Here is a 23,287-nt window from a genome sequence, read left to right as displayed (position 1 = left end):
CGGGGGCGGATGGCGGGTATTAAAAACCTGGCCAAGGGGCTCGTCGGTGCGGTGCGGGATACCAATCCTGGCGTCCCGCACCGACGAGATTTTTGCGTTTCTCCCCGCCATCGTCGCGCTGTCCGCGGCGCTTTGTCGAAGCTCAGCCAACCAGGGATGGTCCCGTGACTGCTGAAGACCGCATCCGCGCCCTGCCCTGCTGGACCGGCAGCATCGATATCGCGCCGCTGCCGGGCGGCCTCAGCAACGCCAACTATCTGGTCAAGGACGCGGCCGGACGGCATGTCGTGCGCTTTGGCCAGGACTATCCGTTCCACCACGTGTTTCGCGAGCGCGAGGTGATGACGGCGCGGGCAGCGCACGCCGCCGGCTTCGCGCCGGCCGTCCGCTATGCCGAACCCGGCATCATGGTGACGGAGTTTCTCGGCGCCAAGACCTATGTCGCCGAAGACGTCCGCAGCAATATCGGCCGCGTCGCCGCCCTGATGCGCGGCTTCCACCGCGAAATGCCCAATCACATCTCCGGCGCCGGCTTCATGTTCTGGGTGTTCCACGTCATCCGCGACTATGCGCGCACGCTGGAAGAGGGTGGCAGCCGCAAGCGAGGCGACTTGCCGCGCCTTCTGACGCTCGCGGACGAACTCGAGCGGGCGCAGAAACTGCTGCCGATCGTCTTTGGTCACAATGATCTCTTGCCGGCCAATATTCTCGACGACGGTAGCAGGTTGTGGCTGATCGACTTCGAATATGCCGGTTTCAACACGGCGATGTTCGACCTTGCCGGCGTCGCCTCGAATGCCGAGATGAGTGACGAGGTATCCTTCGCTTTCCTCACCGCCTATTTCATGAAGGAACCGGACGAGGCGATCCGCCGCTCGCATGCGGCCATGCAATGCGCGTCGCTGCTGCGCGAGGCGATGTGGAGCATGGTTTCCGAGCTCTATCTCGACGCGCCCGGCATCGACTACGTCGCCTACACCGAAGAGAACCTGACGCGGCTCGACGCCGCGCTGGAAAACTACAGAACAAAATACGGGATACACGCATGACTTTGCCTACGCACGCCGGGATCGTCGTCATCGGCGGCGGCATCATCGGCTGTTCGACGGCCTATCACCTGGCGCGCGACCACAAGGCCGATGTCGTGCTGCTAGAACAGGGCAAGCTGACCTCGGGCTCGACCTGGCACGCCGCCGGGCTGGTCGGTCAGTTGCGTTCGTCGGCCTCGATCACGCGCGTGCTCAAATATTCGGTCGATCTCTACAAGGGGCTGGAGGCCGAGACCGGACTGGCCACCGGGTGGAAAATGACCGGGTGCCTGCGGCTGGCCACCAATGCCGATCGTTGGACCGAATACAAAAGGCTGGCGACGACGGCGAAAAGCTTCGGCATGGACATGCAATTGCTGTCGCCGGCAGAGGTGAAACAAATGTGGCCGCTGCTGGAAACCGGCGACCTCGTCGGCGCCTCCTGGCTGCCGACCGACGGCCAGGCGAGCCCTTCCGACATTACGCAGTCGCTGGCCAAGGGCGCACGCATGCATGGCGCCAAACTGTTCGAGGATGTCCGCGTCACCGGCTTTGAGATGAAGGACGGCCGCATCACCGCGGTGAAGACCAGCAAGGGCGATATTGCTTGCGACAAGGTGGTGAACTGTGCCGGACAATGGGCGCGGCAAGTGGGCGCCCTAGCCGGCATCAACGTGCCGTTGCAGCCGGTGAGGCACCAGTACATCATCACCGAAAAGATCGAGGGACTGTCGACCGATGCGCCGACCATCCGCGACCCTGACCGGCGCACCTATTTCAAGGAGGAGGTCGGCGGGCTCGTGATGGGCGGCTACGAACCGAACCCGCAGGCCTGGACGACAGGTGATGTGCCCGACGACTGGGAATTCCGGCTGTTCGACGACGACTACGATCATTTCGAGCAGCATATGACCCAGGCGATAGCGCGGGTTCCGGCGCTAGAGACCGTCGGCGTCAAGCAGATGATCAACGGGCCGGAGAGTTTTACGTCAGACGGCAATTTCATCCTCGGCACGGCACCCGAATGCGTCAACATGTTCGTCGGCGCCGGCTTCAACGCTTTCGGCATCGCGTCGGGCGGTGGCGCCGGCTGGGTGCTGGCGCAATGGGTGGTCGACGGCGAGGCGCCGCTCGACCTGTGGGTGGTCGATATCAGGCGCTTCTCCAACCTGCACCGCGACCGGCAATGGGTCTGCGACCGCACGTTGGAAGCCTATGGCAAACACTACACGATCGGCTTCCCGCATGAGGAATATTCCTCCGGCCGGCCGCGCATCGTCTCGCCGTTGTACGAGCGACTGAAACAGCATCGCGGCGTGTTCGGTTCGAAGCTGGGCTGGGAGCGGCCGAACTGGTTCGCGCCCGAAGGCGTCGAGCCGAAGGATGTCTATTCGATGGGCAGGCAGAACTGGTTCGCGCCGGTCGGCGACGAGCACCGGCATGTGCGCGAGCACGTCGGTATTTTCGACCAGTCGTCCTTCGCCAAATACGAACTGACCGGCCCCGACGCGCTGAAGGCGCTGGACTGGATCTGCGCCAACGACGTCAGCAAACCGGCGGGACGGCTGACCTACACGCAACTGCTCAACACACGCGGCGGCATCGAGGCCGATCTCACCGTGGCGCGGCTGGCCGAGGAAAAATTCTACATCGTCACCGGCACCGGTTTTCGCACGCATGATTCCTCATGGATCAGCGATCATATCGGCGATGGGCTCGACGTGACGCTGACCGATGTCACCGAGGATTTCGGCACGCTGTCGCTGATGGGTCCCAGGGCACGCGATGTGCTGGCCGGAGTGACCGATGCCGATGTGTCGAACGCCAGCTTCCCCTTCAGCCATGTGCGCGAGATTGCCATTGCCGGCCACACAGTGCGGGCGCTGCGCGTCACCTATGTCGGTGAGCTCGGTTGGGAATTGCATGTGCCGATCGCGGCGACGGGCGAAATCTTCGACGCGCTGATCACGGCCGGTAAGAAGCACGACATCCGCCCGGTCGGCTACCGGGCGCTGGAATCGCTGCGGCTGGAAAAGGGCTATCGCGCCTGGGGCTCCGACATCACCCCCAATGACACGCCACAGGAGGCCGGTCTCGGCTGGGCGGTGAAGCTCAGGAAGAACACCGATTTCGTCGGCCGGCGGGCACTTGAGCAGCTCAATGGCGCAGCGCTGAAGAAACGCTTTGCCGGCTTCACCGTCGACGATCCCGAGATCGTGCTGGTCGGGCGCGAGACGATATTGCGCAACGGCGAGCCGGTCGGTTATCTCACCAGCGGCGGCTATGGCTACACGTTGGGCAAGAACATCGGTTTTGGCTATGTCCGCAACGCCGACGGCGTGAGTGACGATTTCCTCGCCACCGGCGACTACGAATTGGTGGTGGCGATGGAGCGGACGCCGGCAAAAATCCATCTGCAGCCGCTGTACGACGCGGCTGGAGAAAAGATCAAAGCGTAGATTCAGCTCACGCGGAGCACGATGCCACGACTGGGCACGGTATCCGCCTCGCCCGGCATGGAAACGTAAGGCGGCGTTTCCTCGGCGCGGACGACGATGCCTTGCGCTGCCAGCTCGGCAATGCGCGCGGAAAATCCCGCTTCCCACAGCGTGTTCTTGACCGTCAGCACGATGACGCCGCCCGGCCTGCAGATGCGGATCAGCTCGTCCAGCCCTTCGGCGCCGACATGGCCGGAGGTGAAGACGCCGGCGGAGACGATGCCGGCATAGGCGTCGTCCGCGAAGGGCAATGGCCCACCCATCGCCAGGCAGTGGAGCGCCGTATAGACGCCCTTGGCGGCCGCCTTGTCCAGCATGCCTTGCGAGATGTCGAGCGCCTCGACTTGTGGGTAGCCGGTGATGGTCAGCCATTCGCCGATCAGCCCGGTGCCGGCGCCGGCATCGAGCAGAGGGGCTGCGCCGCGCGGCAAATGGCGGGCAAGCAAGGCAAGGCAGATCGTCGGATGGCGGTAGCCGGCCGCCGACATGTCGGCATCGTAGGTATCGGCCCAGCGATCGTAGAGCGCCGCCACCTCTTCAGGCCGTTTCGCCGCATAGGCGGCGCCGAGCGTGCCATGATGTTTGCCGTCCGTCATCGCCACTCCGTCCGCCGGTCTATACGCCACATTCTATCAGATGATAGCCAAACGGCGAAAACTGTGGAACCGTCGTGGCGACAAATAACGGCATGAGGGGGCTCACGCATGGTGGTCGACGAGGCGCGCGCAACGCTCAAGGGCATTCCGCTGCTGGCAGGCTATGACGGGCCGCTGGAGCGGCTCGGCGGCCTCACCAATCTCGTCTTCAAGGCCGGCGACCTCTGCCTGCGCATTCCCGGCAAAGGCACAGAGGAATATATAAACCGCGCCAACGAGGCGGTCGCGGCGCGCGAGGCGGCAAAGGCCGGGGTCAGCCCCGAAGTGCTGCATGTCGACCAAGGGACCGGGGTAATGGTGACGCGCTTCATCGCCGGCGCGCAGACGATGTCGCCGGAGAAATTCAGGACACGGCCGGGCAGTCCCGCGCGTGCCGGCAAGGCCTTTCGCGCATTGCACGGCTCCGGAGCGGTGTTTCCCTTCCGCTTCGAGCTGTTTGCGATGATCGACGATTATCTGAAAGTGCTGTCGACCAAGGATGTCGCCTTGCCCGCCGGCTACCACGACGTCGTGCGCGAGGCCGGCACGGTACGCGCCGCACTTGCCGCCCATCCGCTTCCCCTCGCCGCCTGCCATTGCGACCCGCTGTGCGAGAACTTTCTCGATACGGGAGAGCGGATGTGGATCGTCGACTGGGAATATTCGGGCATGAACGACCCGCTCTGGGATCTCGGCGACCTCAGTGTCGAAGGACAATTCGACACGGCACAGGACGACGAGATGATGTATGCCTATTTTGGCGGCGAGGCAAAACCGGCCGAGCGCGGCCGCATCATCATCTACAAGGCGATGTGCGATCTGTTGTGGACGCTGTGGGGGTTGATCCAGCTTGCCAACAACAATCCCGTCGACGACTTTCGCGCCTATGCCGACGGACGGTTTGCGCGCTGCAAGGCGTTGATGGAGACGCCTGAGTTTTCCCGCCATCTGGCGGCGGTGCGTCGGGGCTAAGTACCAGAAATCTGGACCTCAATTCACGCCCTTCGGCACGTTCTCGGGCGGCACGACTGTCTCGACCACTTTCTGGCGATGGAAGATGAACAGGCCCGCGAACACGACGATGGCCGAGCCGATCAGGATGCGCGGGCCGGGAACGTCGCCAAAGAACACCAGACCGAAGACGACCGCCCACAACAACAGCGTGTAGTGCAGCGGCGCCAGCGTCGAGGCCGGTGCCAGCTTCAGCGCCCTGGTGATCATCAGATGCGCGCCGCAGGAGACGATGCCGAGCAGCAGCATGGCGCCGAAATCGAGCGCTGACGGTGTCTGCCAGCTGCCGATGGTCATCGCGCCGCCGACCAACAGCGTGCCGATGGTCTGCCACGTCACCAGATTGGTGTCGCTGGTGCCGCGCAGGCGGCGGTTGAGGATGATGGCGAAGGCAAACGCAATGCTGCCGACCAGCGCGAACACCGCGGACTGCGAGAACGCCGCCGAGGACGGCTTCAGCATGATCAGCACGCCGCAGAAGCCGACCAGGATCGCCGCCCAGCGGCGCCAACCGACCCTTTCGCCGAGCAGGAAATGCGACAGCGCCGCGACATAGATCGGCCCCGCCATGTAGAAGCTCATCACATCGGCAAGCGGCAGATAGACGACGGCGGCGTAGAACAAGGCGGTGTCGAGCGTCGTCGCCACCACGCGCAAGACCTGCAGCTCCAGCCGTTCCATGCGAAACAGTTTGCCGGCGCCTTGATTTGCAATCATCGGCCCGAGCACGAAAAAGGCGCCGACCGAGCGGATCAGCACGACCTGGCCGACGGAAAAGCTGGCGACCAGCCATTTGCCCATGGCGTCGTTCAACGCGAACAGGAAATCGCCGGCCAGCATCAGCAGGATGCCGGCCACGAGAACGTTCCTGATCGTCGAATTCTGGGCTGTTGGCTGCGCCATGCCTTTGCCGGTTCCTGCCATGCGTAGGGTGAACCGCGTCGTAGACACAAGCGGCAGCCTTGGCGAGGCGGAAAAGCGAAAAATCGGTAAGACCAGCGCCGGAAATGGGTGATCTCAAGCGGTTTTGTGCCGCCGGTTCACCTCTCCGGGCCTTCCGGGAATCGACAGCCGGGTGTCCTGCCTGGTACGCTGCGCCACCACCTTGCCCCTGGCGATGACGCAAAGCCGTTCGGCGCGCAGGCGCAGGGCCTCTATCGGGTTGCCGGCGTCGAGGATGACGAGGCTGGCGCGCTTGCCGACGGCAAGGCCGAGATGGTCGAGGCCCATGATGGCGGCGTTGACGTTGGTGACCATGTCGAAACAACGGGCCATGTCGGCCGGACTCGACATCTGGGCGACGTGCAGGCCCATGAAGGCGACGTCGAGCATGTCGGCGGTGCCCAGCGAATACCAGGGGTCAAGTACGCAATCCTGGCCCCAGCCGACGCGGATGCCCATGGCCAGCATCTCCTTGACGCGGGTCAGGCCACGGCGCTTGGGAAACGTATCGTGGCGACCCTGCAGCATGATGTTGATCAGCGGATTGGGGATGGCCGAAACGCCGGCCTCGGCGATCAGCGGCAACAGCTTCGAGACATAGTAATTGTCCATCGAATGCATCGAGGTGAGGTGCGAGCCGGCCACCCTGCCTTGCAGGCCAAGGCGCTGCGTCTCGTAGGCCAGTTGCTCGATATGGCGCGACAGCGGGTCGTCGGTCTCGTCGCAATGCAGGTCGACCATCAGCCCGCGTTTTGCCGCGATTTCGCAGAGTTCGGTCACGGAACGCGTGCCGTCGGCCATGGTGCGCTCAAAATGCGGGATGCCGCCGACAATATCGACGCCGAGGTCGAGCGCCCGCAGCGTGTTCTGGCGCGCCGTCGGCGAGCGGTAAAGCCCGTCCTGCGGGAAGGCGACCAGCTGCAGGTCGATATAGGGCGCGACCGTTTTCTTCACATCGAGCAAGGCTTCCACCGCCAGCAAGCGGTCGTCGCAGACATCGACATGGGTGCGGATGGCGAGCAGGCCCATCGACACAGCCCAGTCGCAATAGGCAAGCGCGCGGTCGCGCACGGCCTCATGCGTCAGCAGCGGCTTCAGCTCACCCCACAGCGAAATGCCTTCCAGCAGCGTGCCTGAGACGTTGATGCGCGGAATGCCGTAGGAGAGCGTCGCGTCCATGTGGAAATGCGGATCGACGAAGGGCGGCGAGACCAGATTGCCATGAGCGTCGATAGCGGTACCCGCCGTAACGTCGAGGTCGGGCCCGATCGCAGCGATCGTCTCGCCGACGATGCCGATGTCGGCAATGGTGCCGTCGGGCAGCGTGCCGCCGCGCACAACAAGGTCGAAATTCATCTGTCGTCATCCCTTTTCAGAATCACCCGACCATGGTGGCGCAAAAGACAGCTTGCCGCAGCCGTTTCTTTCAGTCGTGGCGAAAGGTTCCATCCTGATGCAACTGGCTCTATAAGCCGCCTTTCGTCCTAACCGGCGAATCCGAAGTTCGCACCAGTGGCGCGCAGTGCAGCGACGAATTTCGGGATCATGCTCAGCAAACCATGGAATCCCGTGTGGCTCTGGATTTTAAATTCCTGAAACGCGACGAGCGCTCGATGGAGAACCAGCGCCTTATCGTGAGGCTGCTGCGGGAATCGTTCCACCAGCACAGGTTCGGCTACGGCGCCGCCATCGCTTCGATGCTGGTGGTGGCCGCCACGACAGGTGCCAGCGCCTGGATTCTGCGTGAGATCACCAACGAATTCGTGATCTACAAGAGACTCGACCGCATTAACCTGATAGCAGCCGCGGTCGCCGCGATCTTCATTCTCAAGGGCGTCGCCAATTTCGTCCAAGCCTACTGCATGAGCCGCGTCGGCAACAGCATCATCGCCGAGCGGCAGCGCAAGATCTATGACCGTATCCTGGCGCAAGGCATCGAGTTCTACCATTCGACCTCGTCGTCCGATCTGATCAACCGCATGACCAACAATGCGCAGGCGGCACGCAACGTGCTCGACCTCATCGTCACGTCCTATGTGCGGGACCTGGTGACCTTGGTTGTCCTGGTGCTGGTCATGATCTGGCAGCAACCGGCGCTGTCCTTGATCTGCTTCATCATCGGCCCCCTGGCCATCTACGGCGTCAACCGCATCCTGAAGCGAGTCCGCAACATTGCCGCAATGGAGTTCCGCTCGATCGGCCAGATCGTGCAGATCATGCAGGAAACCGCGATCGGCGTGCGGGTCGTCAAATCCTTCAATCTCGAAGGGGCGATGCGCGGGCGCATGTACAAAGCGGTTTCCGACGTCGAGAACCGCGCCAACAACATCGCCACGCTGGAAGCCGCCACCAGCCCGGTGATGGAAACGCTCGCAGGGCTGGCGATCTCCGGCTCCGTGCTGGTCAGCGGCTTCCTGGTCCTGCAGGGCGGCCAGATGCCGGGTAACATCATGGCCTTCATCGGGGCACTGCTGCTTGCCTATGAACCGGCCAAGCGTCTGGCGCGCGTACGCATATCGCTAGAAACCGGCATCGTCGGAGTGCGAATGATGTTCCAACTAGCGGACCGGCCGCTGACGCTGGCTGAAAAGCCTGATGCACAGCCGCTGAAAGCGGGGCCAGGCGAAATCACGTTCGATGATGTCGGCTTTGTCTATCAGGAAGGCCAACCGGTCCTCGAGCAGTTCAACCTGACTATCGAGCCCGGCAGGATGACGGCACTGGTCGGACCTTCCGGCAGCGGCAAGTCAACCATGCTGAACCTGATCATGCGCATGTACGATCCGCAGAGCGGCAAGGTGCTGTTCGACGGCCAGGATATCTCCGGCGCAACGCTCAGCTCGGTTCGAGAAAAGATTGCCTATGTCAGCCAGGACACGTTCCTGTTTGCCGGCACGATCATGCACAACATCCGCCTCGGCCGCCAGGACGCGACTGACGAAGAGGTGATCGCCGCCGCCAAGGCCGCCAATGCCCACACCTTCATCACTGCCCAGGCGAACGGTTATGACACGGAAGTCGGCGAGAATGGCGGCATGCTGTCTGGTGGTCAGCGCCAGCGGATCTCGATCGCCCGCGCCATGTTGCGCAACGCGGAGATCCTGCTGCTGGACGAGGCGACCAGCGCGCTCGACGCGGAATCGGAAGCGCTGTTCCGCGATGCGCTGCAGCAGCTGACGGTGGGGCGCACCACGATTGTCATCGCGCACCGGCTGTCGACCGTGCATCAGGCCGATACGATCGTGGTCCTGGAAGCCGGCAAAGTGGCTGAAAGCGGCCCGCACAAGACCTTGCTCAGTCAGGGTGGGCTTTACCAGAAGCTTTATGAATATCAGCTGATGCCGTAGCGCCCTTCCCTTCTCCCCTTGTGGGAGAAGGTAAGAGCGCGCTACTCCGGCACGAACCTTACCGCACCCTTTGCCGCGCTCGTCGCCATCGCGGCGTAGGCGCGCAAGGCAGTCGTCACCTTGCGCTTGCGCTTCTCCTCAGGCTTCCAGGCAGCGGTGCCCTTGGCCTCCATCGCCGCGCGGCGCGCAGCCAGTTCGGCATCGTCTACGGCAAGGCGGATGCTGCGGTTCGGGATATCGATCTCGATCGTGTCGCCCTCCTGCACCAGCCCGATGAGACCGCCTTCCGCCGCTTCCGGCGAGGCATGGCCGATCGACAGGCCCGACGTGCCGCCGGAGAAGCGGCCGTCAGTGACCAGTGCGCAGGCTTTGCCGAGGCCTTTCGACTTGAGATAGCTGGTGGGGTAGAGCATTTCCTGCATGCCGGGCCCGCCACGCGGCCCTTCGTAGCGGATGACGACGACATCGCCGGCCTTGATCTCGTTGGACAGGATCGCCTTGACGCTGGCGTCCTGGCTTTCGAACACGCGGGCCGGGCCGGTGAATTTCAGGATCGATTCATCGACGCCGGCGGTCTTCACGATGCAGCCGTCGAGCGCCAGATTGCCCTTCAGCACGGCAAGGCCACCGTCCTTGGAGAAAGGATGCTCGACTGACCGGATGACGCCCTTCTCGCGGTCGAGATCGAGCTCGTCCCAGCGGCGGTCCTGGCTGAACGCGACCTGCGTCGGCACGCCGCCAGGAGCGGCCAGGAAGAAGTCGCGGACGCTCTGGCTGGAGGTGCGGGAAATATCCCAATGGTCGAGCGCCTCGCCGAGCGTCGACGTGTGCACGGTCGGCAAATCGCGGTTGATCAGCCCGGCATTGTCGAGCTGGCCGAGAATGGCCATGATGCCGCCGGCGCGGTGGACGTCTTCCATGTGCACGTCGGACTTGGCCGGAGCAACCTTGCACAGCACCGGAACCTTGCGCGACAGCGCGTCGATATCGTCCTGATCGAAATCGATCTCGCCCTCATGCGCGGCGGCCAGGATGTGCAGAACGGTGTTGGTCGAGCCGCCCATGGCGATGTCGAGCGTCATTGCGTTCTCGAAGGCGCCCTTAGAGGCGATGTTGCGTGGCAGCGCGGTCTCGTCGTCCTGTTCGTAATAGCGCTGGGCGAGATCGACGATCAGATGGCCGGCCTCGACGAACAGGCGCTTGCGATCGGCGTGCGTCGCCAGCGTCGAGCCATTGCCGGGCAGCGACAGGCCGAGCGCCTCGGTCAAACAGTTCATCGAATTGGCGGTGAACATGCCAGAGCAGGAGCCGCAGGTCGGACAGGCCGAGCGCTCGATGACCTTGACGTCCTCGTCGGAGATCTTGTCGTCGGCGGCAGCGACCATGGCATCGACCAGATCGAGCGCCTGCGTCTTCCCCGCGAGCACCACCTTGCCGGCTTCCATCGGGCCGCCGGAGACGAAGACGGTCGGGATGTTGAGCCGCAGCGACGCCATCAGCATGCCCGGCGTGATCTTGTCGCAATTGGAGATGCAGACCATGGCATCGGCGCAGTGGGCGTTGACCATGTATTCGACCGAGTCGGCGATCAGCTCGCGCGACGGCAGCGAATAGAGCATGCCGTCATGGCCCATGGCGATGCCGTCATCGACGGCGATGGTGTTGAATTCCTTGGCGACGCCACCGGCCTTCTCGATCTCGCGCGCAACCAGCTGGCCGAGGTCCTTGAGATGGACGTGACCCGGCACGAACTGGGTGAAGGAGTTGACGACGGCGATGATCGGCTTGCCGAAATCGGAATCCTTCATGCCGGTGGCGCGCCAGAGACCGCGGGCGCCGGCCATGTTGCGGCCATGGGTGGTGGTGCGGGAACGATAGGCAGGCATATTTTTTCCTTGGTGGCTGGCTGCGCTCGATGGCTGGCGCGGCGGCGCTGAATTCGGACCGCAGGCGTTATAGACGCCACAATCTGGTATGGCCACAATTTTGCGATGCGCCAGAGCGCATGGCGCACGCGGGTTGACGAGGGGCGTTCCGCTGTATATAGCCAAATGGGTATATATCTAATTGGCTATGGATGTGAAATGAACCAGCTCGACGCCACCTTTGCCGCGCTTGCCGATCCGACGCGGCGCGCCATCCTTGCCCGCCTCATCCAGGGGGAGGCCTCGGTGATGGAACTGGCCGAGCCGTTCGCGATGAGCCAGCCGTCGATCTCCAAGCATCTGAAAGTGCTGGAAGCCGCAGGGCTGATTTCACGCGGCCGCGACGCGCAGCGCCGGCCGTGCCGGCTGGAAGCCCGGCCACTGGCCGAAGCCAATGACTGGCTGGAGCGCTACCGAAAAATCTGGGAAGGCAATTTTCAGCGCCTCGACGCCCTGCTGGGCGCCATGCAGGCCGAAAAGGCTCCCGGCGAGGCCGGCCAATAGCCGAAAGAAAATCAGGGGCCGTGTCGGATCGCCAGTTGGCCGGACGTCCTTGGGCAAACAGACAAGCGCAGGAGGACAATCGTGAGCACCACCACCTTGCCCGGCTCGACCGTTGCGACATTGACCGTGACCACGCCGAGCGACCGTGAAGTCCAGATCACCCGCATCTTCGATGCGCCGCGGCCGATGGTCTTCGACTGCTGGACCGTGCCGGAGCTTTTGAAAGGCTGGCTGCACGGCCCCGACGGCTGGCGGCTGGCGGTGTGCGAAATCGACCTCAGGGTGGGCGGCGCGACACGCTATGTCTGGCAACACCGCGACGGTCGCAGCATGGGCATGAGCGGAGCCTATCGCGAGATCGTGCGGCCGAGCCGGATCGTCGCCACCGAACTGTTCGACGAGGATTGGACGGGTGGCGAGACGATTGGAACGGTGACCTTTGCCGATCACACCGGCAAAACGCTGCTGACGCAGACGGTGCTTTACGCCTCGCAGGCGGCGCGCGACGGCGCGCTCGGCACCGGCATGACCAGCGGCATGGCCGACAGCTACGCCCAGCTCGATTCCTATCTCGCTTCCCTGCAGGACGCCGCGAAGGGCGCCGCCTGACCCTTCCCCCAAAAGAAGCCGCCGCAACCCTAAACACCGAGGAGAACGACGATGCAAAAGATCACCACCTTCCTGTGGTTCGACGACCAGGCCGAAGAAGCGATGAACCACTACATATCCATCTTCAAGAATTCGAAGGTGCTGAGCACAACGCGCTGGCCCAAGGGCCACGCTCTCGAAGGCAAGGTGCTGGTGGCCTCGTTCGAACTCGATGGCGTCCCGTTCCTGGCGCTTAACGGCGGACCGCAATACAAATTCACCGAGGCGATCTCGCTTTCGATCGACTGCAAGAACCAGGAAGAGGTCGACCATTTCTGGGACAGGCTGACCGAAGGCGGCGAACCCGGCCGTTGCAGCTGGCTGAAGGACAAGTTCGGCGTTTCCTGGCAAGTCGTGCCGGAACAGCTGCCGCGCCTGCTTGGGGATGCGGACCAGGCCAAGGCCGGCCGGGCGATGAATGCGATGATGCAGATGGGCAAGATCGACATCGCCAAGATCGAAGAGGCGGCAAGAGGCTGAGCACCGCGCACTCTTCCCTTCTCCCCTTGTGGGAGAAGGGAAGAGTGCACTTTACGCCGCCTTGTCGCGGACCTGATAATCCTTGATCGCGGCAAACCGGATCGCCTTCCAGCGCTCGGCTTCGTAGTTGAGCGAGAAGGCGTGCTGGGCCAGAAACACCGGGTCGTTGTCGAGGTCGCGGGCGATGTCGCCGCGATGCGCCTCGATGAAGCGGTAGACCTCGGCCTTGTCGTCGGCCGAAATCCAGCGGCAGACGGAAAAGCGCGACATCTCGAATTCGACCGGCAGCGTATATTCGAAGTTCAGCCGCTCCTTCAGCACATCGAGCTGCAGCGCGCCGACGACGCCGACGATGGCCGGTGAGCCATCCTCGGGCGAGAACAGCTGCACGACGCCCTCCTCGGCCATCTGGTGCAGCGCTTCCTTAAGCTTCTTGGCCTTCATCGCGTCGCCGAGGCGAACGCGGCGCAAGATTTCCGGAGCGAAATTCGGCACGCCTCTGAACAGGATTTCCTCCCCCTCGGTCAGCGTGTCGCCGATGCGCAACGTGCCGTGGTTGGGAATGCCGACGACGTCGCCGGCAAAGGCTTCGTCGGCGGTGACGCGGGTGCGGGCAAAAAAGAATTGCGGCGCCGACAGGCTCATCGGCTTTCCGGTCCGCACCAGCTTGGCCTTCATGCCGCGCTCGAGCTTGCCGGAGCAGACGCGGACGAAGGCGATGCGGTCGCGGTGGTTCGGATCCATGTTGGCTTGGATCTTGAAAACGAACGAGGTCATCTTGTCCTCGGTGGCCTCGACCTTGCGGGTGTCGGCCTCCTGCGCGCGCGGCGGCGGACCGTAGTTGCCCAGCGCCTCGATCAGGTCGCGGACGCCAAAGTTGCGCAACGCCGAGCCGAAATAGACCGGCGTCAGGTGGCCCTCGCGAAAGGCGTCAATATCAAGAGGTCGGCAAGCTTCCCGCGCGAGCTCCAGCTCCTCGATGAAGGCTTCGCGCTCGTTCTCCGGCAGCAGGCCGGCGACGCGGTTGGAATCGGGGCCGTTGACCGGCGTGCGGTCCTTTTCCGCGTCGCCCCGACGCACAGCGTTCTGCGACAGATGATAGGTGCCGGAAAAGGTCTTGCCGCGGCCGATCGGCCAAGTGATGGGGGCAGTGTCCAGCGCCAGCTTCTGCTCGATCTCGTCGAGGATTTCGAACGGGTCGCGGCTTTCGCGGTCCATCTTGTTGATGAAGGTGATGATCGGGATGTCGCGCAGGCGGCAGACCTCGAACAGCTTCAGCGTGCGCGGCTCGATGCCCTTGGCGGCATCGATGACCATGACGGCAGAGTCGACCGCCGACAGCGTGCGGTAGGTGTCGTCGGCGAAATCCTCGTGGCCGGGCGTGTCGAGGAGGTTGAAGACATTGTCCTCATACTCGAAGGTCATCACCGAGGTGACGACCGAAATGCCGCGCTCGCGCTCGATCTTCATCCAGTCGGATCGGGTCTGGATGCGGTCCTTCTTGGCCTTGACCTCACCGGCAAGCTGGATGGCGCCGCCGAACAGCAGCAGCTTTTCGGTGAGCGTCGTCTTGCCGGCGTCGGGGTGCGCGATGATCGCGAAGGTGCGGCGGCGCGCCACCGCCTGCGTGATGTCTTCAGCCAATTTGTGGAATCCCATGTGGTGGCGGGCTTCTAGCAGCGCTTTTCCGGCCTGTCGAACAGTTTTGGCCGCAGCCTCCTTGCCGGGTCTTGAGATCAGGCCGCCGCAATGGCATCAGAAGGGCCAATCCGGCAAAGGTCCAGCATGAGCAAGCAAGTCATCGTCATCGGCGCCGGCATCATCGGCGCCTCCATCGCCCGGCATCTCAGCAAGGCCGGCGCGCAGGTGACGGTGATCTCAGAGAGCGGCGCAGGTGGCGTCGCGACGCCGAACTCCTTTGCCTGGATCAACGCCAGCTGGGGCAATCCCGAGATCTATTTCCGGCTGCGCATCCGCGCCATGGCCGAGTGGAAACGGCTGGCAAACGACCTGCCCGGCCTGCCGCTCACCTGGTGCGGCGGCCTATGCTTCGATCTGCCGGCCGACAGGCTCGAAGCCTACGCGGCCGAGCACTCTTCATGGGGTTACGGTATCGAACGCGTTGGCCGGAAGCGGGCGGCGCAAATCGAGCCCAATCTCGTCGCGCCTCCTGAATTCGCCGTCTATGTCGCCGAGGAAGGTGTGGCCGAGCCGGTGGCGGCGGCCAAGGCGCTGCTGGCAGATGCGGAACGGCACGGCGCACGGGTGGTCACGGGAGCCATCGACAGGCTGGCTCTAACCAACGGCAAAGTTACTGGCGTGGTCATTTCGGGCGAGACGATCGCTGCCGACGAGGTGGTGATCGCAGCCGGCGCCGGCGCCCCGGCCATCGCGGCGACCACCGGCATCAAACTGCCGATCGAGACGCCGGCTGGCCTGATTGTCCACTCGCGGCCTTACAAAAAACTGCTCAACGGCCTGGTGCACGCCGAGAAGCTGCATATGCGCCAGACGGCAGAGGGCCGCATCATCGCCGGCTCGGATTTCGCCGGCGGCGATCCGGGCGAAAACCCTGACGCCACGGCGCGCGACTTGTTTGCGGCAATGAAGGCAGCCTTGCGCGGCGCCGACGGACTGGAACTGGATTTCCACACAGTCGGCTATCGCCCCAATCCGATCGACGGTTTTCCGATCATCGGCCGCGCCGAAAGTGTCGCCGGCGTCTATGTCGCGGTCATGCATTCGGGCATCACGCTGGCCCCCGCCGTCGGCCTGTTCGCCACCCGCGAAATCCTCGACGGCGAGCGCGACCCGCTGCTTGAGCCTTACGGGCTGTCGCGTTTCGCTCAATAGCCGGGCGGACGGCGAAAGCCGCCGGTCAGCGGTTCGATTGCTTTCGCGATGCCAAGCAGCTGCGATTCGGACCAACGCTTGCCGACCAGCTGCAGGCCAATGGTCAAGCCATCGCGGTCCTGCCCGCCGGGTATCGTCAGCGCCGGATGGCCGGAATAGTTGAACACCGCGCCATAGGCCGGCAGCATCCAGTAGCTTTGCTCCTTGCCATCGACCGCGATCGGCGTCCCCGGCTCGCAATGCGCAAAAGCCGTGGTCATGGCGACCGGGCACAACAAGGCATCGCAGTTTTCGAAACCCCGGTCCCAGGCCAGGATCGACCTGTCGCGACGAGCGAGCGCTTCAAACCATCGCGACACCGGCGTCGGCTGCTCGGATGGCTGCGGCTGTGCGGCCTCCAGCATCATGCCGATCAGCGCGCCGCCCTTGGCCAGATCGTCGTGCAGGTCGAGTTTTGGGAGTTCTGCTTCTTCGACGGTCGCGCCTGCCGACGCGAGTTGCCTTGCCAGAGTTTCGACAGCGGCGCTGATGGCGGCAGCCACCGGAAACCCTGGAAAGGCAGGAGCGAAGGCGATACGCAGTGTGTTGAGGTCGACCGCCGGGACGTCCTCTACCGGTACAGCCGCAAGGTCGGTGTCGCGTCCATCCGGCCCGGCGATGATTTTGTAGATCAGCGCCAGATCGTCGACGGTCCGCGCCAGCGGGCCGAGGCAGGACATCAGCCGCACGCTACGCGCAGCACCTTCCGGATCGGGAAAGGCGCCGGCCAGCGAGATACGGTGCTCGGTGGGTTTGAGGCCATAGACGCCGCAGAACGCAGCCGGCAGGCGGATCGAAGCCTGCATGTCGGTGCCGACTTCGAACGGCGTCATGCCCGAGCAAACGGCTGCCGCCGCACCGCCGCTGGACCCGCCCGCGGTGCGCGAGAGATCCCACGGGCTGCTGGTGCGGCCGAACAGCGGATTGTTCGACTGCCAGTCGGACAGCATCGTCGGCACATTGGTCTTGGCCATCAGCACCCCGCCGGCCGCCTTCAATCGGGCAACGACCGGGTTGTCCTGGCTGGCGACATAGTCGGCAAAGGGCGGGAAGCCGGTTGTGGTCTTCATGCCTGCCGTTTCATGCGTGTCCTTCAGCGTGAACGGCACGCCGTGCAATGGACCGAGAGCGTCGCCCCGCGCCTGCGCAGCGTCGGCTTTTCTCGCGCGATCGTGGGCGCCTTCCCGGTCGAGATTGATGACAGCGTTGACCACCCCGTTGTGCCTGTCGATCTGGGCCAGATGGGCATCGAGCACTTCTACAGCGGAGACCTTCCGCTCGGCGATCGCAGCGGCGAGTTCGGTGGTCGAGGAAAAGACGAGGTCCATGATCAACGCTCCGGCTTGACCGCACTCGCCAGATCAAGATGGCGGACAGCGGCGCGTTTTCAAGCTGAGTAGAGCATTCGGGGGTCCACGGCGCTTGATCGGAATTGCGTTGCGGAGGCCGATTGAGGTCGGCGCTCTACGTCGCCCCCCTCTGTCCTGCCGGACATCTCCCCCACAGGTGGGGAGATTGGATGTCACGACGGCTTTCGCCAATCTCCAACGTTGAAGGAATGGCGCGGGGCGCGAAGCTGCCAATCTCCCCCCGTGTGGGGGAGATGTCCGGCAGGACAGAGGGGGGCGCTGTCCCGCGACGTTGCCATGATTTGCGACCAGGCGAAGGATTATCCGACCAGCGCCAGCTTGGCTGCGACGGGCACGAACGGGCGGATGGTCATACCTGAGATCGTCATGGTGACGAAGCTCGAGGGCGGGATCGCCTGCCACTCGCCACCGTCGCGATCAAACGGCTCCGAGACGATGCAGCCGCCGGTGCCCTTGCCAAAGGTGGAGGTGTAGAGCGTCGGTGCGTGATTGTCGCTGGCATAGCGGACTGCATAGAGCGACACGCCATCCGAGAAGGCCGCGGTGAGTTTCAAAGCCGGCTCAATTCCGGCGCGGCGCGAGGCATCGACGACGCGGCTGGTGGCGCGCGACACGGCGCCTTGTGGATCGTCGGACAGGCCCTCGTCGATCATCAAGAGAAAAAAGAGTTCGGAATCGGTGGTGCCTTCGCGCTGGTCGAAGACGGCGTCGGAGAGTGAATTCTCCAGTGTGCGGCGGATTTTTTCGAAGCCGCCGATCTGGCCATTGTGCATGAACGACCAGCGGCCGGAAATGAAGGGGTGGCAGTTCATGCGGCTGGTGGCGCCGCCGGTCGAGGCGCGGACATGGGCGAGAAACAGACCGGATTTGATCTGCCGGCACAGGCTCTTCAGATTGGGGTCCGACCAGGCCGGCAGGATGTCACGGTAGAGGCCGGGCTCGGGCCGGTCGCCGTACCAGGCGAGGCCGAAACCGTCGCCATTGGTCGGCGACTTCGCTTCCTGGGCGCAATGGCTCTGGGCGATCAGCGAATGGCAGGGCGCGGTGACGATGTCTTCGAGGAAGACCGCTTCGCCAAGATAGGCCGCCCATCGGCACATTGCTTATCGTCCTCTAGGCACGATCCGGAAGAGCCGTCGGTTCCTTGGTCGCGTGCGAGCCTCTGTTGTGCGTCCGCTCGTAAAGCTCGCGGACGATTCGGCTTGCCGTAGAATCGAACATAAACGGCAAGAAAGCGTGAATGAGCGCAGCACCTGCCGCCAGGAACAGTCGCGACGAGAACCACGCGGCAAATGCCATATGGCCGAAATAGCTCTCGCCCACCGCTGCCGGGTGAGAGGTGAAAAGTCGTGCAAGCCGTGCCGTCATGTTGGTCCCCTCCTGTCGGGCATGAAGACCCGATGATGAGTATCCTGACATGACCATCTGGTTCACTTGTCTCAAATTGTCCTTGTATCAGGCCAATTGTTGGGACAAATATCCCACATGTCAGTGGGAATCGATGAAATCGACCGCAGATTGCTGGCCGAGCTGCAACGCGACGGTACGCTGTCGGTCGACCAGCTGTCGGAAAAGATATCGCTGTCGCGCAATGCCTGCTGGCGGCGGGTGAAGCGGCTGGAGGAAGACGGCGTCATCACCGGCCGGGTGGCGCTGGTCGATGCCGACAAGCTCGGGCTCGGGCTTTCGGTGTTCATCCTGATCCGCACCTCCAACCATGACCCGGACTGGCTGCAGAAGTTTCGAGCGGCGGTGACCGGCTTTTCCGAGATCACCGGCGTCTACCGCATGTCCGGCGATCTCGACTATGTGCTGCGGGCTCGCGTCGCCGACGTAAAGGCCTATGACCGGCTCTACCAGCGGCTGATCGCCAAGGTGGCGTTGTCGGATGTCTCGGCGTCCTTCGTCATGGAAGAGATCAAGGAGACGACGGTCGTTCCGGTGGAACTGCGTTGAGGTCTCGGTGACGCCACAAAGAAAGCCGTTGATAGCGTTGCGGACGAATTGACCGAATCGCCGTTCGCGCCGATAGGATCGATTTTATGCGCGCAGCCCTCCAAAACTCCTCCGTCATGGGTCCCTCCGTCGGCTTCGTCAGGTTGCCGCATGGTGAGGGTTTACCGCTTCCAGCCTATGAGAGCACCGGCGCCGCCGGCATGGATTTGCGCGCCGCCGTCCCCGACGATCGGCCGCTGCTGATCTTGCCGGGCAAACGCGCCTTGGTGCCGACCGGGCTGATCCTGGAAATTCCCGAAGGCATGGAAGGCCAGGTCCGGCCGCGTTCGGGCCTCGCCTTCAAGCACGGGCTGACCGTTCTCAACACGCCGGGCACCATCGACAGCGACTATCGCGGCGAGGTGAAGGTGTTGCTGATCAATCTCGGCGATGAGGATTTTGCCGTGACGCGCGGCATGCGCATCGCCCAGATCGTCTTTGCCTCGGTGGTGCAAGCGGCGGTCGAGGAGCGCACATTGGCCGGCGGCACGGCGCGCGGCTCCGGCGGCTTCGGATCGACCGGCACGGCCTGATGTCCCTACCCAAACTGGTTATCTTCGATTGCGACGGGATCCTGGTCGATACCGAGAATCTCGCCAATCGACGTCTCGCCGAATGGCTGACCGCCGCCGGCTATCCCACAAGCTTCGAATATTGCCGCAAGAATTTTTCCGGCCGCAGCATGGTGTCGGTGCAGAAGGAGGTCGAAGCGACCGGCGTCAGCCTCGGCGCCGATTTCGTCGACCGCTGGAATGCCGGCCTGCCGGACCTGTTTGCTCATGGCGTGGAAGCTGTCCCCTATGTCCGGGAGTTTGTCGAGGCCGTGCGCGCGGCGGGCATCGCCTATTGCGTCGCCACTTCGGCCAGGATTTCGAAGATGCACATCACGCTCGGCCAGACCGGGCTGCTGCCGCTGTTCGAGCAAGCGCTGTTCAGTTCGACCATGGTCGGCCGCGGCAAGCCGTTTCCCGACCTGTTCCTGCACGCGGCGAAAACGATGGGGTTTGCGCCCGCCGATTGCATCGTCATCGAAGACAGCGTCGCCGGAACGCAAGCCGGCATCGCCGCCGGCATGCGGGTGTTTTCCTATCATGGCGATCCGCTCTCCGACCGCGACGGGCTGGCTGAAGCCGGCGGCATACTGTTCGATGACATGCGCGAGCTCGCGGGGCTGGTGCCGATCCAATGATCTGACCGTCAGCCCAAGGCTGTACGCCTCGATTGTCCGTGCTAGCGTGCCGCCGCCAATCTGAGGCCACACGCATGAAACCCAGCCTGCTTCGCTTCCTCCTCGCCTTTGTGCTGTGCCGTGCCTGTGGTCCGCGGCGAGCGCGCAAGAGGTTGGCTACCCTGAGCTCGGCAGCGTCATCCCCGGTGGGAAAGCCACCTATCTCGACCTCGCCCGGATGATCATTCCAGACCTGACCGGGGACAGTAACGGCTTCTACCGGGGTGGATTGCCGATCGAGATGCGCCATATAGAGGGTCCTGATTCCGGCGGCTCGCCACCCAACACCACGGGCTTTTCCGGTGCCGACGCGCTCGCCATCAAGGCTGGCGGCAAGGATCGGCTGGCCATGCTGTTCGACCTCGGCGACTCCCCCGACAGCGCCGAAGGCTATGCGGTGCTGGCGCTGTATGACATCACCGGCAAGCCGGCGCTGCTCGACGCCGTCAATGTCGCCGTCGACCGCAGCACCTCGTTTCGTGAACCCGGCAAGCTGTCCGTCGACGCCGGCGATGACGTGCTCATCACCACCAGCACGCATTTCAATTCGAGCCAGGGCTATGTCATCACGCCGCTGATCATGATCCGGAACGACAAATTCGAACTGATCGATATGATCTTTACCTTCGACGAGAACCTGTGCGCATACCGCCGCCAGCAGGAACCGGCTTTCCAGACGATTGCCGACGGCCAGCCCCGCAATGCCATCCAGGTGACGGTGACCGACGCCACCTTGCCGAGCGAAGAAAGCTGCGACGAGACGCCGCCCGCAGCCGTCTCGACCGCCATTTCCGTCACCTATCACTGGGACAAGGCAGCGTCGCGCTACGTCAAGGATTCCGACGCGCTGGACAAATTGGCAGCAGAGAACGCCAAACGCTTCTGAGCCAACCGCATTCGTTTGCCCGGGGCATTTCGGCACGCTAGAATCCGCCGCACAATTCCACAGATGAAGGGACGCGTTCATGGACAAGGGCAAGATCTTTCGCGACCTGCACGCCTCGACCTTCGTCATGCCCAATCCGTGGGATGTCGGCACGACCAAGCTGTTGGCCTCGTTCGGCTTCAAGGCGCTGGCGACGACCAGCGCCGGCTTTGCCTTTTCGCGCGGCCTGCCAGACGGCGCGGTGACGTTCGAGGCGATGATCCACCATTGCCGCGACGTGACGGCGGCGACCAGCCTGCCGGTTTCGGCCGATCTCGAGAAAGGCAAGGGCGACAGCCCGACCAGCGCCGCCGAGACCATTTTTGCCGCCGAAGCGGCTGGCCTTGCCGGCTGCTCGATCGAGGACCACACCGGCGACCCGGACAAGCCGATCTATGATTTTTCGCATGCGGTCGAGCGTGTCGCCGCGGCGGTCGAGGCGGCACGAGCGCTGAAGCATGATTTCGTCTTCACCGCACGGGCCGAAAATTTCCTGTGGGGCAAGCCCGATATCGACGACACCATCAAGCGGCTGCAGGCCTTCGAGAAGGCAGGCGCCGATGTACTCTACGCGCCGGGGCTCGGCGACGTCGAGACGTTGCGCGCCGTCTGCTCGGCGGTGACCAGGCCGGTCAATGTCATGGCAATGCCCGGCTTCACCATTGCCGACCTGGCCATGGTCGGGGTCAAGCGCATCTCGCTCGGGCCATGGCTTGCTAATTTCGCTTTCGGCATGCTGGAGACGGCGGCGCGCGAAATCCAGCAGGACGGCACTTTCGGCTTCACCCGCGCCGCCATGCCGTTCGGCAAATTGCAGGCGCTGTTTTCCAAATCTTCAGGTTAGAACAGGCCTCAACGCATGACGCTCAAGGTCGTCGACATGCACACCGGCGGCGAGCCGCTGAGGATCGTCACCGCTGGCTACCCGGACACCCCCAAAGGCACGATCCTGGAAAAGCGCGCCTATGTGCGCGATCACCTCGATCATCTCAGGAAAATCCTGATCTTCGAGCCGCGCGGCCATTATGACATGTATGGCGCGCTGCTGGTCGAGCCCGATCTTCCCGGCGCCGACCTCGCGGTGCTGTTCATGCACAATGAAGGCTATTCGACCATGTGCGGCCACGCCATCATCGCGCTCGGCCGCTACGCCATCGACGAAGGCCTGGTTGCGCGGCAGGAGCCGGTGACGACCGTCAACATCGAGGCGCCCTGCGGGCTGATCGTCGCCTCGGTAGAGGTGACGGACGGCAAGGCGGGTGCGGTGTCGTTCGAAAGCGTGCCGGCCTTTCTGCTCGCCCGCGACCAGACAATCGAGCTGCCGGGTTTTGGCGCGATCAGCTTCGACATCGCTTATGGCGGCGCCTTCTACGCGCTGGCCAACTGCCACCAGTTCGGCTTGCAATTCGGCCGCGACTGGGTGCGCGATTTCGTCGATGCGGCAACCGCGCTGACGGGGAAACTCAAGGCCGAGTTTCCGCTGTCACACCCCGACCATGCCGACCTTGCCTTCCTCTATGGCACCATCCTGACTGACGGCAAGGATGCGTTTTCCGGCGAGGCTACCAAAAACATCTGCGTCTTCGCCGAGGCGGAAGTCGACCGTTCGCCGACCGGTTCCGGCGTCACCGCACGGCTGGCGGCAATGCATGCCAAAGGCGAGATCGAAATCGGCCAGACACGGACCTTCGAGAGCATCGCCGGCTCGCGCTTTTCCGGCGCGGTGGTGCGGACGGCGAAAACCGGCCCGCATGACGCCATCATCGCCCGTGTCGGCGGCCGCGCCTATTATTCAGGACGGACGGAATTCATCGTCGAACCCGACGATGAGCTCGGACGCGGCTTCCTCTTGCGCTGAA

22 protein-coding genes are annotated in these 23,287 nt (G+C 63.6%); 14 read left to right on the top strand and 8 right to left on the bottom strand.

The genetic code is table 11. The features are described from left to right. Window positions 1-164 precede the first annotated feature (164 nt). Both AC1D0N_RS03305 and AC1D0N_RS03300 read left to right on the top strand, forming a co-directional pair. Complete coding sequence (locus AC1D0N_RS03305) at window positions 165-1,049, top strand: phosphotransferase (protein ID WP_477241341.1); 885 nt, start codon at window positions 165-167, stop codon at window positions 1,047-1,049. Next, a complete protein-coding gene (locus AC1D0N_RS03300; protein ID WP_477241339.1) occupies window positions 1,046-3,487 on the top strand; it encodes a GcvT family protein in 2,442 nt (813 codons plus the stop codon). Before AC1D0N_RS03305 ends, AC1D0N_RS03300 begins: the two co-directional genes overlap by 4 nt. 2 nt (window positions 3,488-3,489) lie before the next feature. Here the strand turns inward: AC1D0N_RS03300 and AC1D0N_RS03295 are convergent, their stop codons facing one another. Continuing rightward, window positions 3,490-4,122, bottom strand: coding sequence for a class I SAM-dependent DNA methyltransferase (locus tag AC1D0N_RS03295; RefSeq protein ID WP_477241337.1), 633 nt, complete (start codon window positions 4,120-4,122; stop codon window positions 3,490-3,492). 108 nt (window positions 4,123-4,230) lie between these two features. Between AC1D0N_RS03295 and AC1D0N_RS03290 the strand changes: the two genes are divergently transcribed. After that, window positions 4,231-5,133 carry a phosphotransferase gene (locus AC1D0N_RS03290; protein WP_477241335.1) on the top strand — a complete coding sequence of 301 codons (903 nt, stop codon included), beginning with the start codon at window positions 4,231-4,233 and terminating at the stop codon, window positions 5,131-5,133. A gap of 18 nt (window positions 5,134-5,151) precedes the next feature. Here the strand turns inward: AC1D0N_RS03290 and AC1D0N_RS03285 are convergent, their stop codons facing one another. Both AC1D0N_RS03285 and AC1D0N_RS03280 read right to left on the bottom strand, forming a co-directional pair. After that, entirely contained in the window at window positions 5,152-6,075 is a 924-nt protein-coding gene (locus AC1D0N_RS03285) for a DMT family transporter (protein WP_477241333.1), read from the bottom strand. Window positions 6,076-6,189: 114 nt separating this feature from the next. After that, a complete protein-coding gene (locus tag AC1D0N_RS03280; protein ID WP_477241331.1) occupies window positions 6,190-7,470 on the bottom strand; it encodes an amidohydrolase family protein in 1,281 nt (426 codons plus the stop codon). A 236-nt stretch (window positions 7,471-7,706) separates the two neighbouring features. On the opposite strand from AC1D0N_RS03280, the gene AC1D0N_RS03275 reads away from it, so the two are divergent. Continuing rightward, entirely contained in the window at window positions 7,707-9,461 is a 1,755-nt protein-coding gene (locus AC1D0N_RS03275; protein ID WP_477241874.1) for an ABC transporter ATP-binding protein, read from the top strand. 41 nt (window positions 9,462-9,502) lie between these two features. Here the strand turns inward: AC1D0N_RS03275 and ilvD are convergent, their stop codons facing one another. Further along, window positions 9,503-11,347: a dihydroxy-acid dehydratase gene (ilvD, locus tag AC1D0N_RS03270; RefSeq protein WP_477241329.1), complete on the bottom strand. Its 1,845-nt coding sequence runs from the start codon at window positions 11,345-11,347 to the stop codon at window positions 9,503-9,505. A 198-nt stretch (window positions 11,348-11,545) separates the two neighbouring features. Here ilvD and AC1D0N_RS03265 point away from each other — a divergent pair, with 198 nt between their 5' ends. From AC1D0N_RS03265 to AC1D0N_RS03255, 3 genes are all read left to right on the top strand, one after another. Beyond that, the gene (locus AC1D0N_RS03265) at window positions 11,546-11,890 is read left to right on the top strand and encodes an ArsR/SmtB family transcription factor (RefSeq protein WP_477241327.1); all 345 of its coding nucleotides are present in this window, start codon (window positions 11,546-11,548) and stop codon (window positions 11,888-11,890) included. Window positions 11,891-11,971: 81 nt separating this feature from the next. Further along, entirely contained in the window at window positions 11,972-12,499 is a 528-nt protein-coding gene (locus AC1D0N_RS03260) for an SRPBCC family protein (protein WP_477241325.1), read from the top strand. Between the two features lie 51 nt (window positions 12,500-12,550). After that, window positions 12,551-13,018: a VOC family protein gene (locus AC1D0N_RS03255; RefSeq protein WP_477241323.1), complete on the top strand. Its 468-nt coding sequence runs from the start codon at window positions 12,551-12,553 to the stop codon at window positions 13,016-13,018. 51 nt (window positions 13,019-13,069) lie between these two features. On the opposite strand, the gene AC1D0N_RS03250 is transcribed toward AC1D0N_RS03255, so the two are convergent. Then, window positions 13,070-14,677, bottom strand: coding sequence for a peptide chain release factor 3 (locus AC1D0N_RS03250; RefSeq protein WP_477241321.1), 1,608 nt, complete (start codon window positions 14,675-14,677; stop codon window positions 13,070-13,072). A 126-nt stretch (window positions 14,678-14,803) separates the two neighbouring features. Between AC1D0N_RS03250 and AC1D0N_RS03245 the strand changes: the two genes are divergently transcribed. Continuing rightward, a complete protein-coding gene (locus AC1D0N_RS03245; RefSeq protein ID WP_477241320.1) occupies window positions 14,804-15,871 on the top strand; it encodes an NAD(P)/FAD-dependent oxidoreductase in 1,068 nt (355 codons plus the stop codon). Here AC1D0N_RS03245 and AC1D0N_RS03240 read toward each other — a convergent pair. The 3 genes from AC1D0N_RS03240 to AC1D0N_RS03230 form a co-directional block, all read right to left on the bottom strand. Next, a complete protein-coding gene (locus AC1D0N_RS03240) occupies window positions 15,865-17,238 on the bottom strand; it encodes an amidase (protein ID WP_477241318.1) in 1,374 nt (457 codons plus the stop codon). The genes AC1D0N_RS03245 and AC1D0N_RS03240 overlap by 7 nt on opposite strands. A gap of 341 nt (window positions 17,239-17,579) precedes the next feature. Beyond that, the gene (locus AC1D0N_RS03235) at window positions 17,580-18,380 is read right to left on the bottom strand and encodes a class II glutamine amidotransferase (RefSeq protein ID WP_477241316.1); all 801 of its coding nucleotides are present in this window, start codon (window positions 18,378-18,380) and stop codon (window positions 17,580-17,582) included. A gap of 13 nt (window positions 18,381-18,393) precedes the next feature. Continuing rightward, a complete protein-coding gene (locus AC1D0N_RS03230; RefSeq protein ID WP_477241314.1) occupies window positions 18,394-18,648 on the bottom strand; it encodes a DUF6356 family protein in 255 nt (84 codons plus the stop codon). 117 nt (window positions 18,649-18,765) lie between these two features. Between AC1D0N_RS03230 and AC1D0N_RS03225 the strand changes: the two genes are divergently transcribed. The 6 genes from AC1D0N_RS03225 to AC1D0N_RS03200 all read left to right on the top strand — a co-directional run bounded on the left by AC1D0N_RS03225 (window position 18,766) and on the right by AC1D0N_RS03200 (window position 23,286). Next, window positions 18,766-19,236 carry an Lrp/AsnC family transcriptional regulator gene (locus AC1D0N_RS03225; protein ID WP_477241312.1) on the top strand — a complete coding sequence of 157 codons (471 nt, stop codon included), beginning with the start codon at window positions 18,766-18,768 and terminating at the stop codon, window positions 19,234-19,236. A gap of 86 nt (window positions 19,237-19,322) precedes the next feature. Beyond that, window positions 19,323-19,808 carry a dUTP diphosphatase gene (dut, locus tag AC1D0N_RS03220; protein ID WP_477241310.1) on the top strand — a complete coding sequence of 162 codons (486 nt, stop codon included), beginning with the start codon at window positions 19,323-19,325 and terminating at the stop codon, window positions 19,806-19,808. After that, a complete protein-coding gene (locus tag AC1D0N_RS03215; RefSeq protein ID WP_477241308.1) occupies window positions 19,808-20,464 on the top strand; it encodes an HAD family hydrolase in 657 nt (218 codons plus the stop codon). Before dut ends, AC1D0N_RS03215 begins: the two co-directional genes overlap by 1 nt. Window positions 20,465-20,681: 217 nt before the next feature. After that, window positions 20,682-21,389, top strand: a complete 708-nt coding sequence (locus AC1D0N_RS03210) for a hypothetical protein (protein WP_477241307.1) — start codon at window positions 20,682-20,684, stop codon at window positions 21,387-21,389. Window positions 21,390-21,468: 79 nt separating this feature from the next. Next, the gene (locus AC1D0N_RS03205; protein ID WP_477241305.1) at window positions 21,469-22,272 is read left to right on the top strand and encodes an isocitrate lyase/PEP mutase family protein; all 804 of its coding nucleotides are present in this window, start codon (window positions 21,469-21,471) and stop codon (window positions 22,270-22,272) included. Window positions 22,273-22,287: 15 nt separating this feature from the next. Beyond that, entirely contained in the window at window positions 22,288-23,286 is a 999-nt protein-coding gene (locus AC1D0N_RS03200) for a proline racemase family protein (protein ID WP_477241303.1), read from the top strand. Window position 23,287: the final 1 nt, after the last annotated feature.

Source organism: Mesorhizobium sp. P2_E10, from assembly GCF_056404235.1.
The sequence above is the reverse complement of the archived record's forward strand: the minus strand, read 5'-3'. Positions and strand labels throughout refer to the sequence as shown.

Excerpts from the sequence above, each read along its gene's own strand:
- AC1D0N_RS03300 (WP_477241339.1), top strand. The coding sequence starts at position 1,046 with ATGACTTTGCCTACGCACGCCGGGATCGTCGTCATCGGCGGCGGCATC.
- AC1D0N_RS03295 (WP_477241337.1), bottom strand. The coding sequence starts at position 4,122 with ATGACGGACGGCAAACATCATGGCACGCTCGGCGCCGCCTATGCGGCG.
- AC1D0N_RS03290 (WP_477241335.1), top strand. The coding sequence starts at position 4,231 with ATGGTGGTCGACGAGGCGCGCGCAACGCTCAAGGGCATTCCGCTGCTG.
- AC1D0N_RS03285 (WP_477241333.1), bottom strand. The coding sequence starts at position 6,075 with ATGGCGCAGCCAACAGCCCAGAATTCGACGATCAGGAACGTTCTCGTG.
- AC1D0N_RS03280 (WP_477241331.1), bottom strand. The coding sequence starts at position 7,470 with ATGAATTTCGACCTTGTTGTGCGCGGCGGCACGCTGCCCGACGGCACC.
- ilvD (WP_477241329.1), bottom strand. The coding sequence starts at position 11,347 with ATGCCTGCCTATCGTTCCCGCACCACCACCCATGGCCGCAACATGGCC.
- AC1D0N_RS03265 (WP_477241327.1), top strand. The coding sequence starts at position 11,546 with ATGAACCAGCTCGACGCCACCTTTGCCGCGCTTGCCGATCCGACGCGG.
- AC1D0N_RS03255 (WP_477241323.1), top strand. The coding sequence starts at position 12,551 with ATGCAAAAGATCACCACCTTCCTGTGGTTCGACGACCAGGCCGAAGAA.
- AC1D0N_RS03250 (WP_477241321.1), bottom strand. The coding sequence starts at position 14,677 with ATGGGATTCCACAAATTGGCTGAAGACATCACGCAGGCGGTGGCGCGC.
- AC1D0N_RS03245 (WP_477241320.1), top strand. The coding sequence starts at position 14,804 with ATGAGCAAGCAAGTCATCGTCATCGGCGCCGGCATCATCGGCGCCTCC.
- AC1D0N_RS03240 (WP_477241318.1), bottom strand. The coding sequence starts at position 17,238 with ATGGACCTCGTCTTTTCCTCGACCACCGAACTCGCCGCTGCGATCGCC.
- AC1D0N_RS03235 (WP_477241316.1), bottom strand. The coding sequence starts at position 18,380 with ATGTGCCGATGGGCGGCCTATCTTGGCGAAGCGGTCTTCCTCGAAGAC.
- AC1D0N_RS03230 (WP_477241314.1), bottom strand. The coding sequence starts at position 18,648 with ATGACGGCACGGCTTGCACGACTTTTCACCTCTCACCCGGCAGCGGTG.
- AC1D0N_RS03225 (WP_477241312.1), top strand. The coding sequence starts at position 18,766 with ATGTCAGTGGGAATCGATGAAATCGACCGCAGATTGCTGGCCGAGCTG.
- dut (WP_477241310.1), top strand. The coding sequence starts at position 19,323 with ATGCGCGCAGCCCTCCAAAACTCCTCCGTCATGGGTCCCTCCGTCGGC.
- AC1D0N_RS03215 (WP_477241308.1), top strand. The coding sequence starts at position 19,808 with ATGTCCCTACCCAAACTGGTTATCTTCGATTGCGACGGGATCCTGGTC.
- AC1D0N_RS03210 (WP_477241307.1), top strand. The coding sequence starts at position 20,682 with ATGATCATTCCAGACCTGACCGGGGACAGTAACGGCTTCTACCGGGGT.
- AC1D0N_RS03205 (WP_477241305.1), top strand. The coding sequence starts at position 21,469 with ATGGACAAGGGCAAGATCTTTCGCGACCTGCACGCCTCGACCTTCGTC.
- AC1D0N_RS03200 (WP_477241303.1), top strand. The coding sequence starts at position 22,288 with ATGACGCTCAAGGTCGTCGACATGCACACCGGCGGCGAGCCGCTGAGG.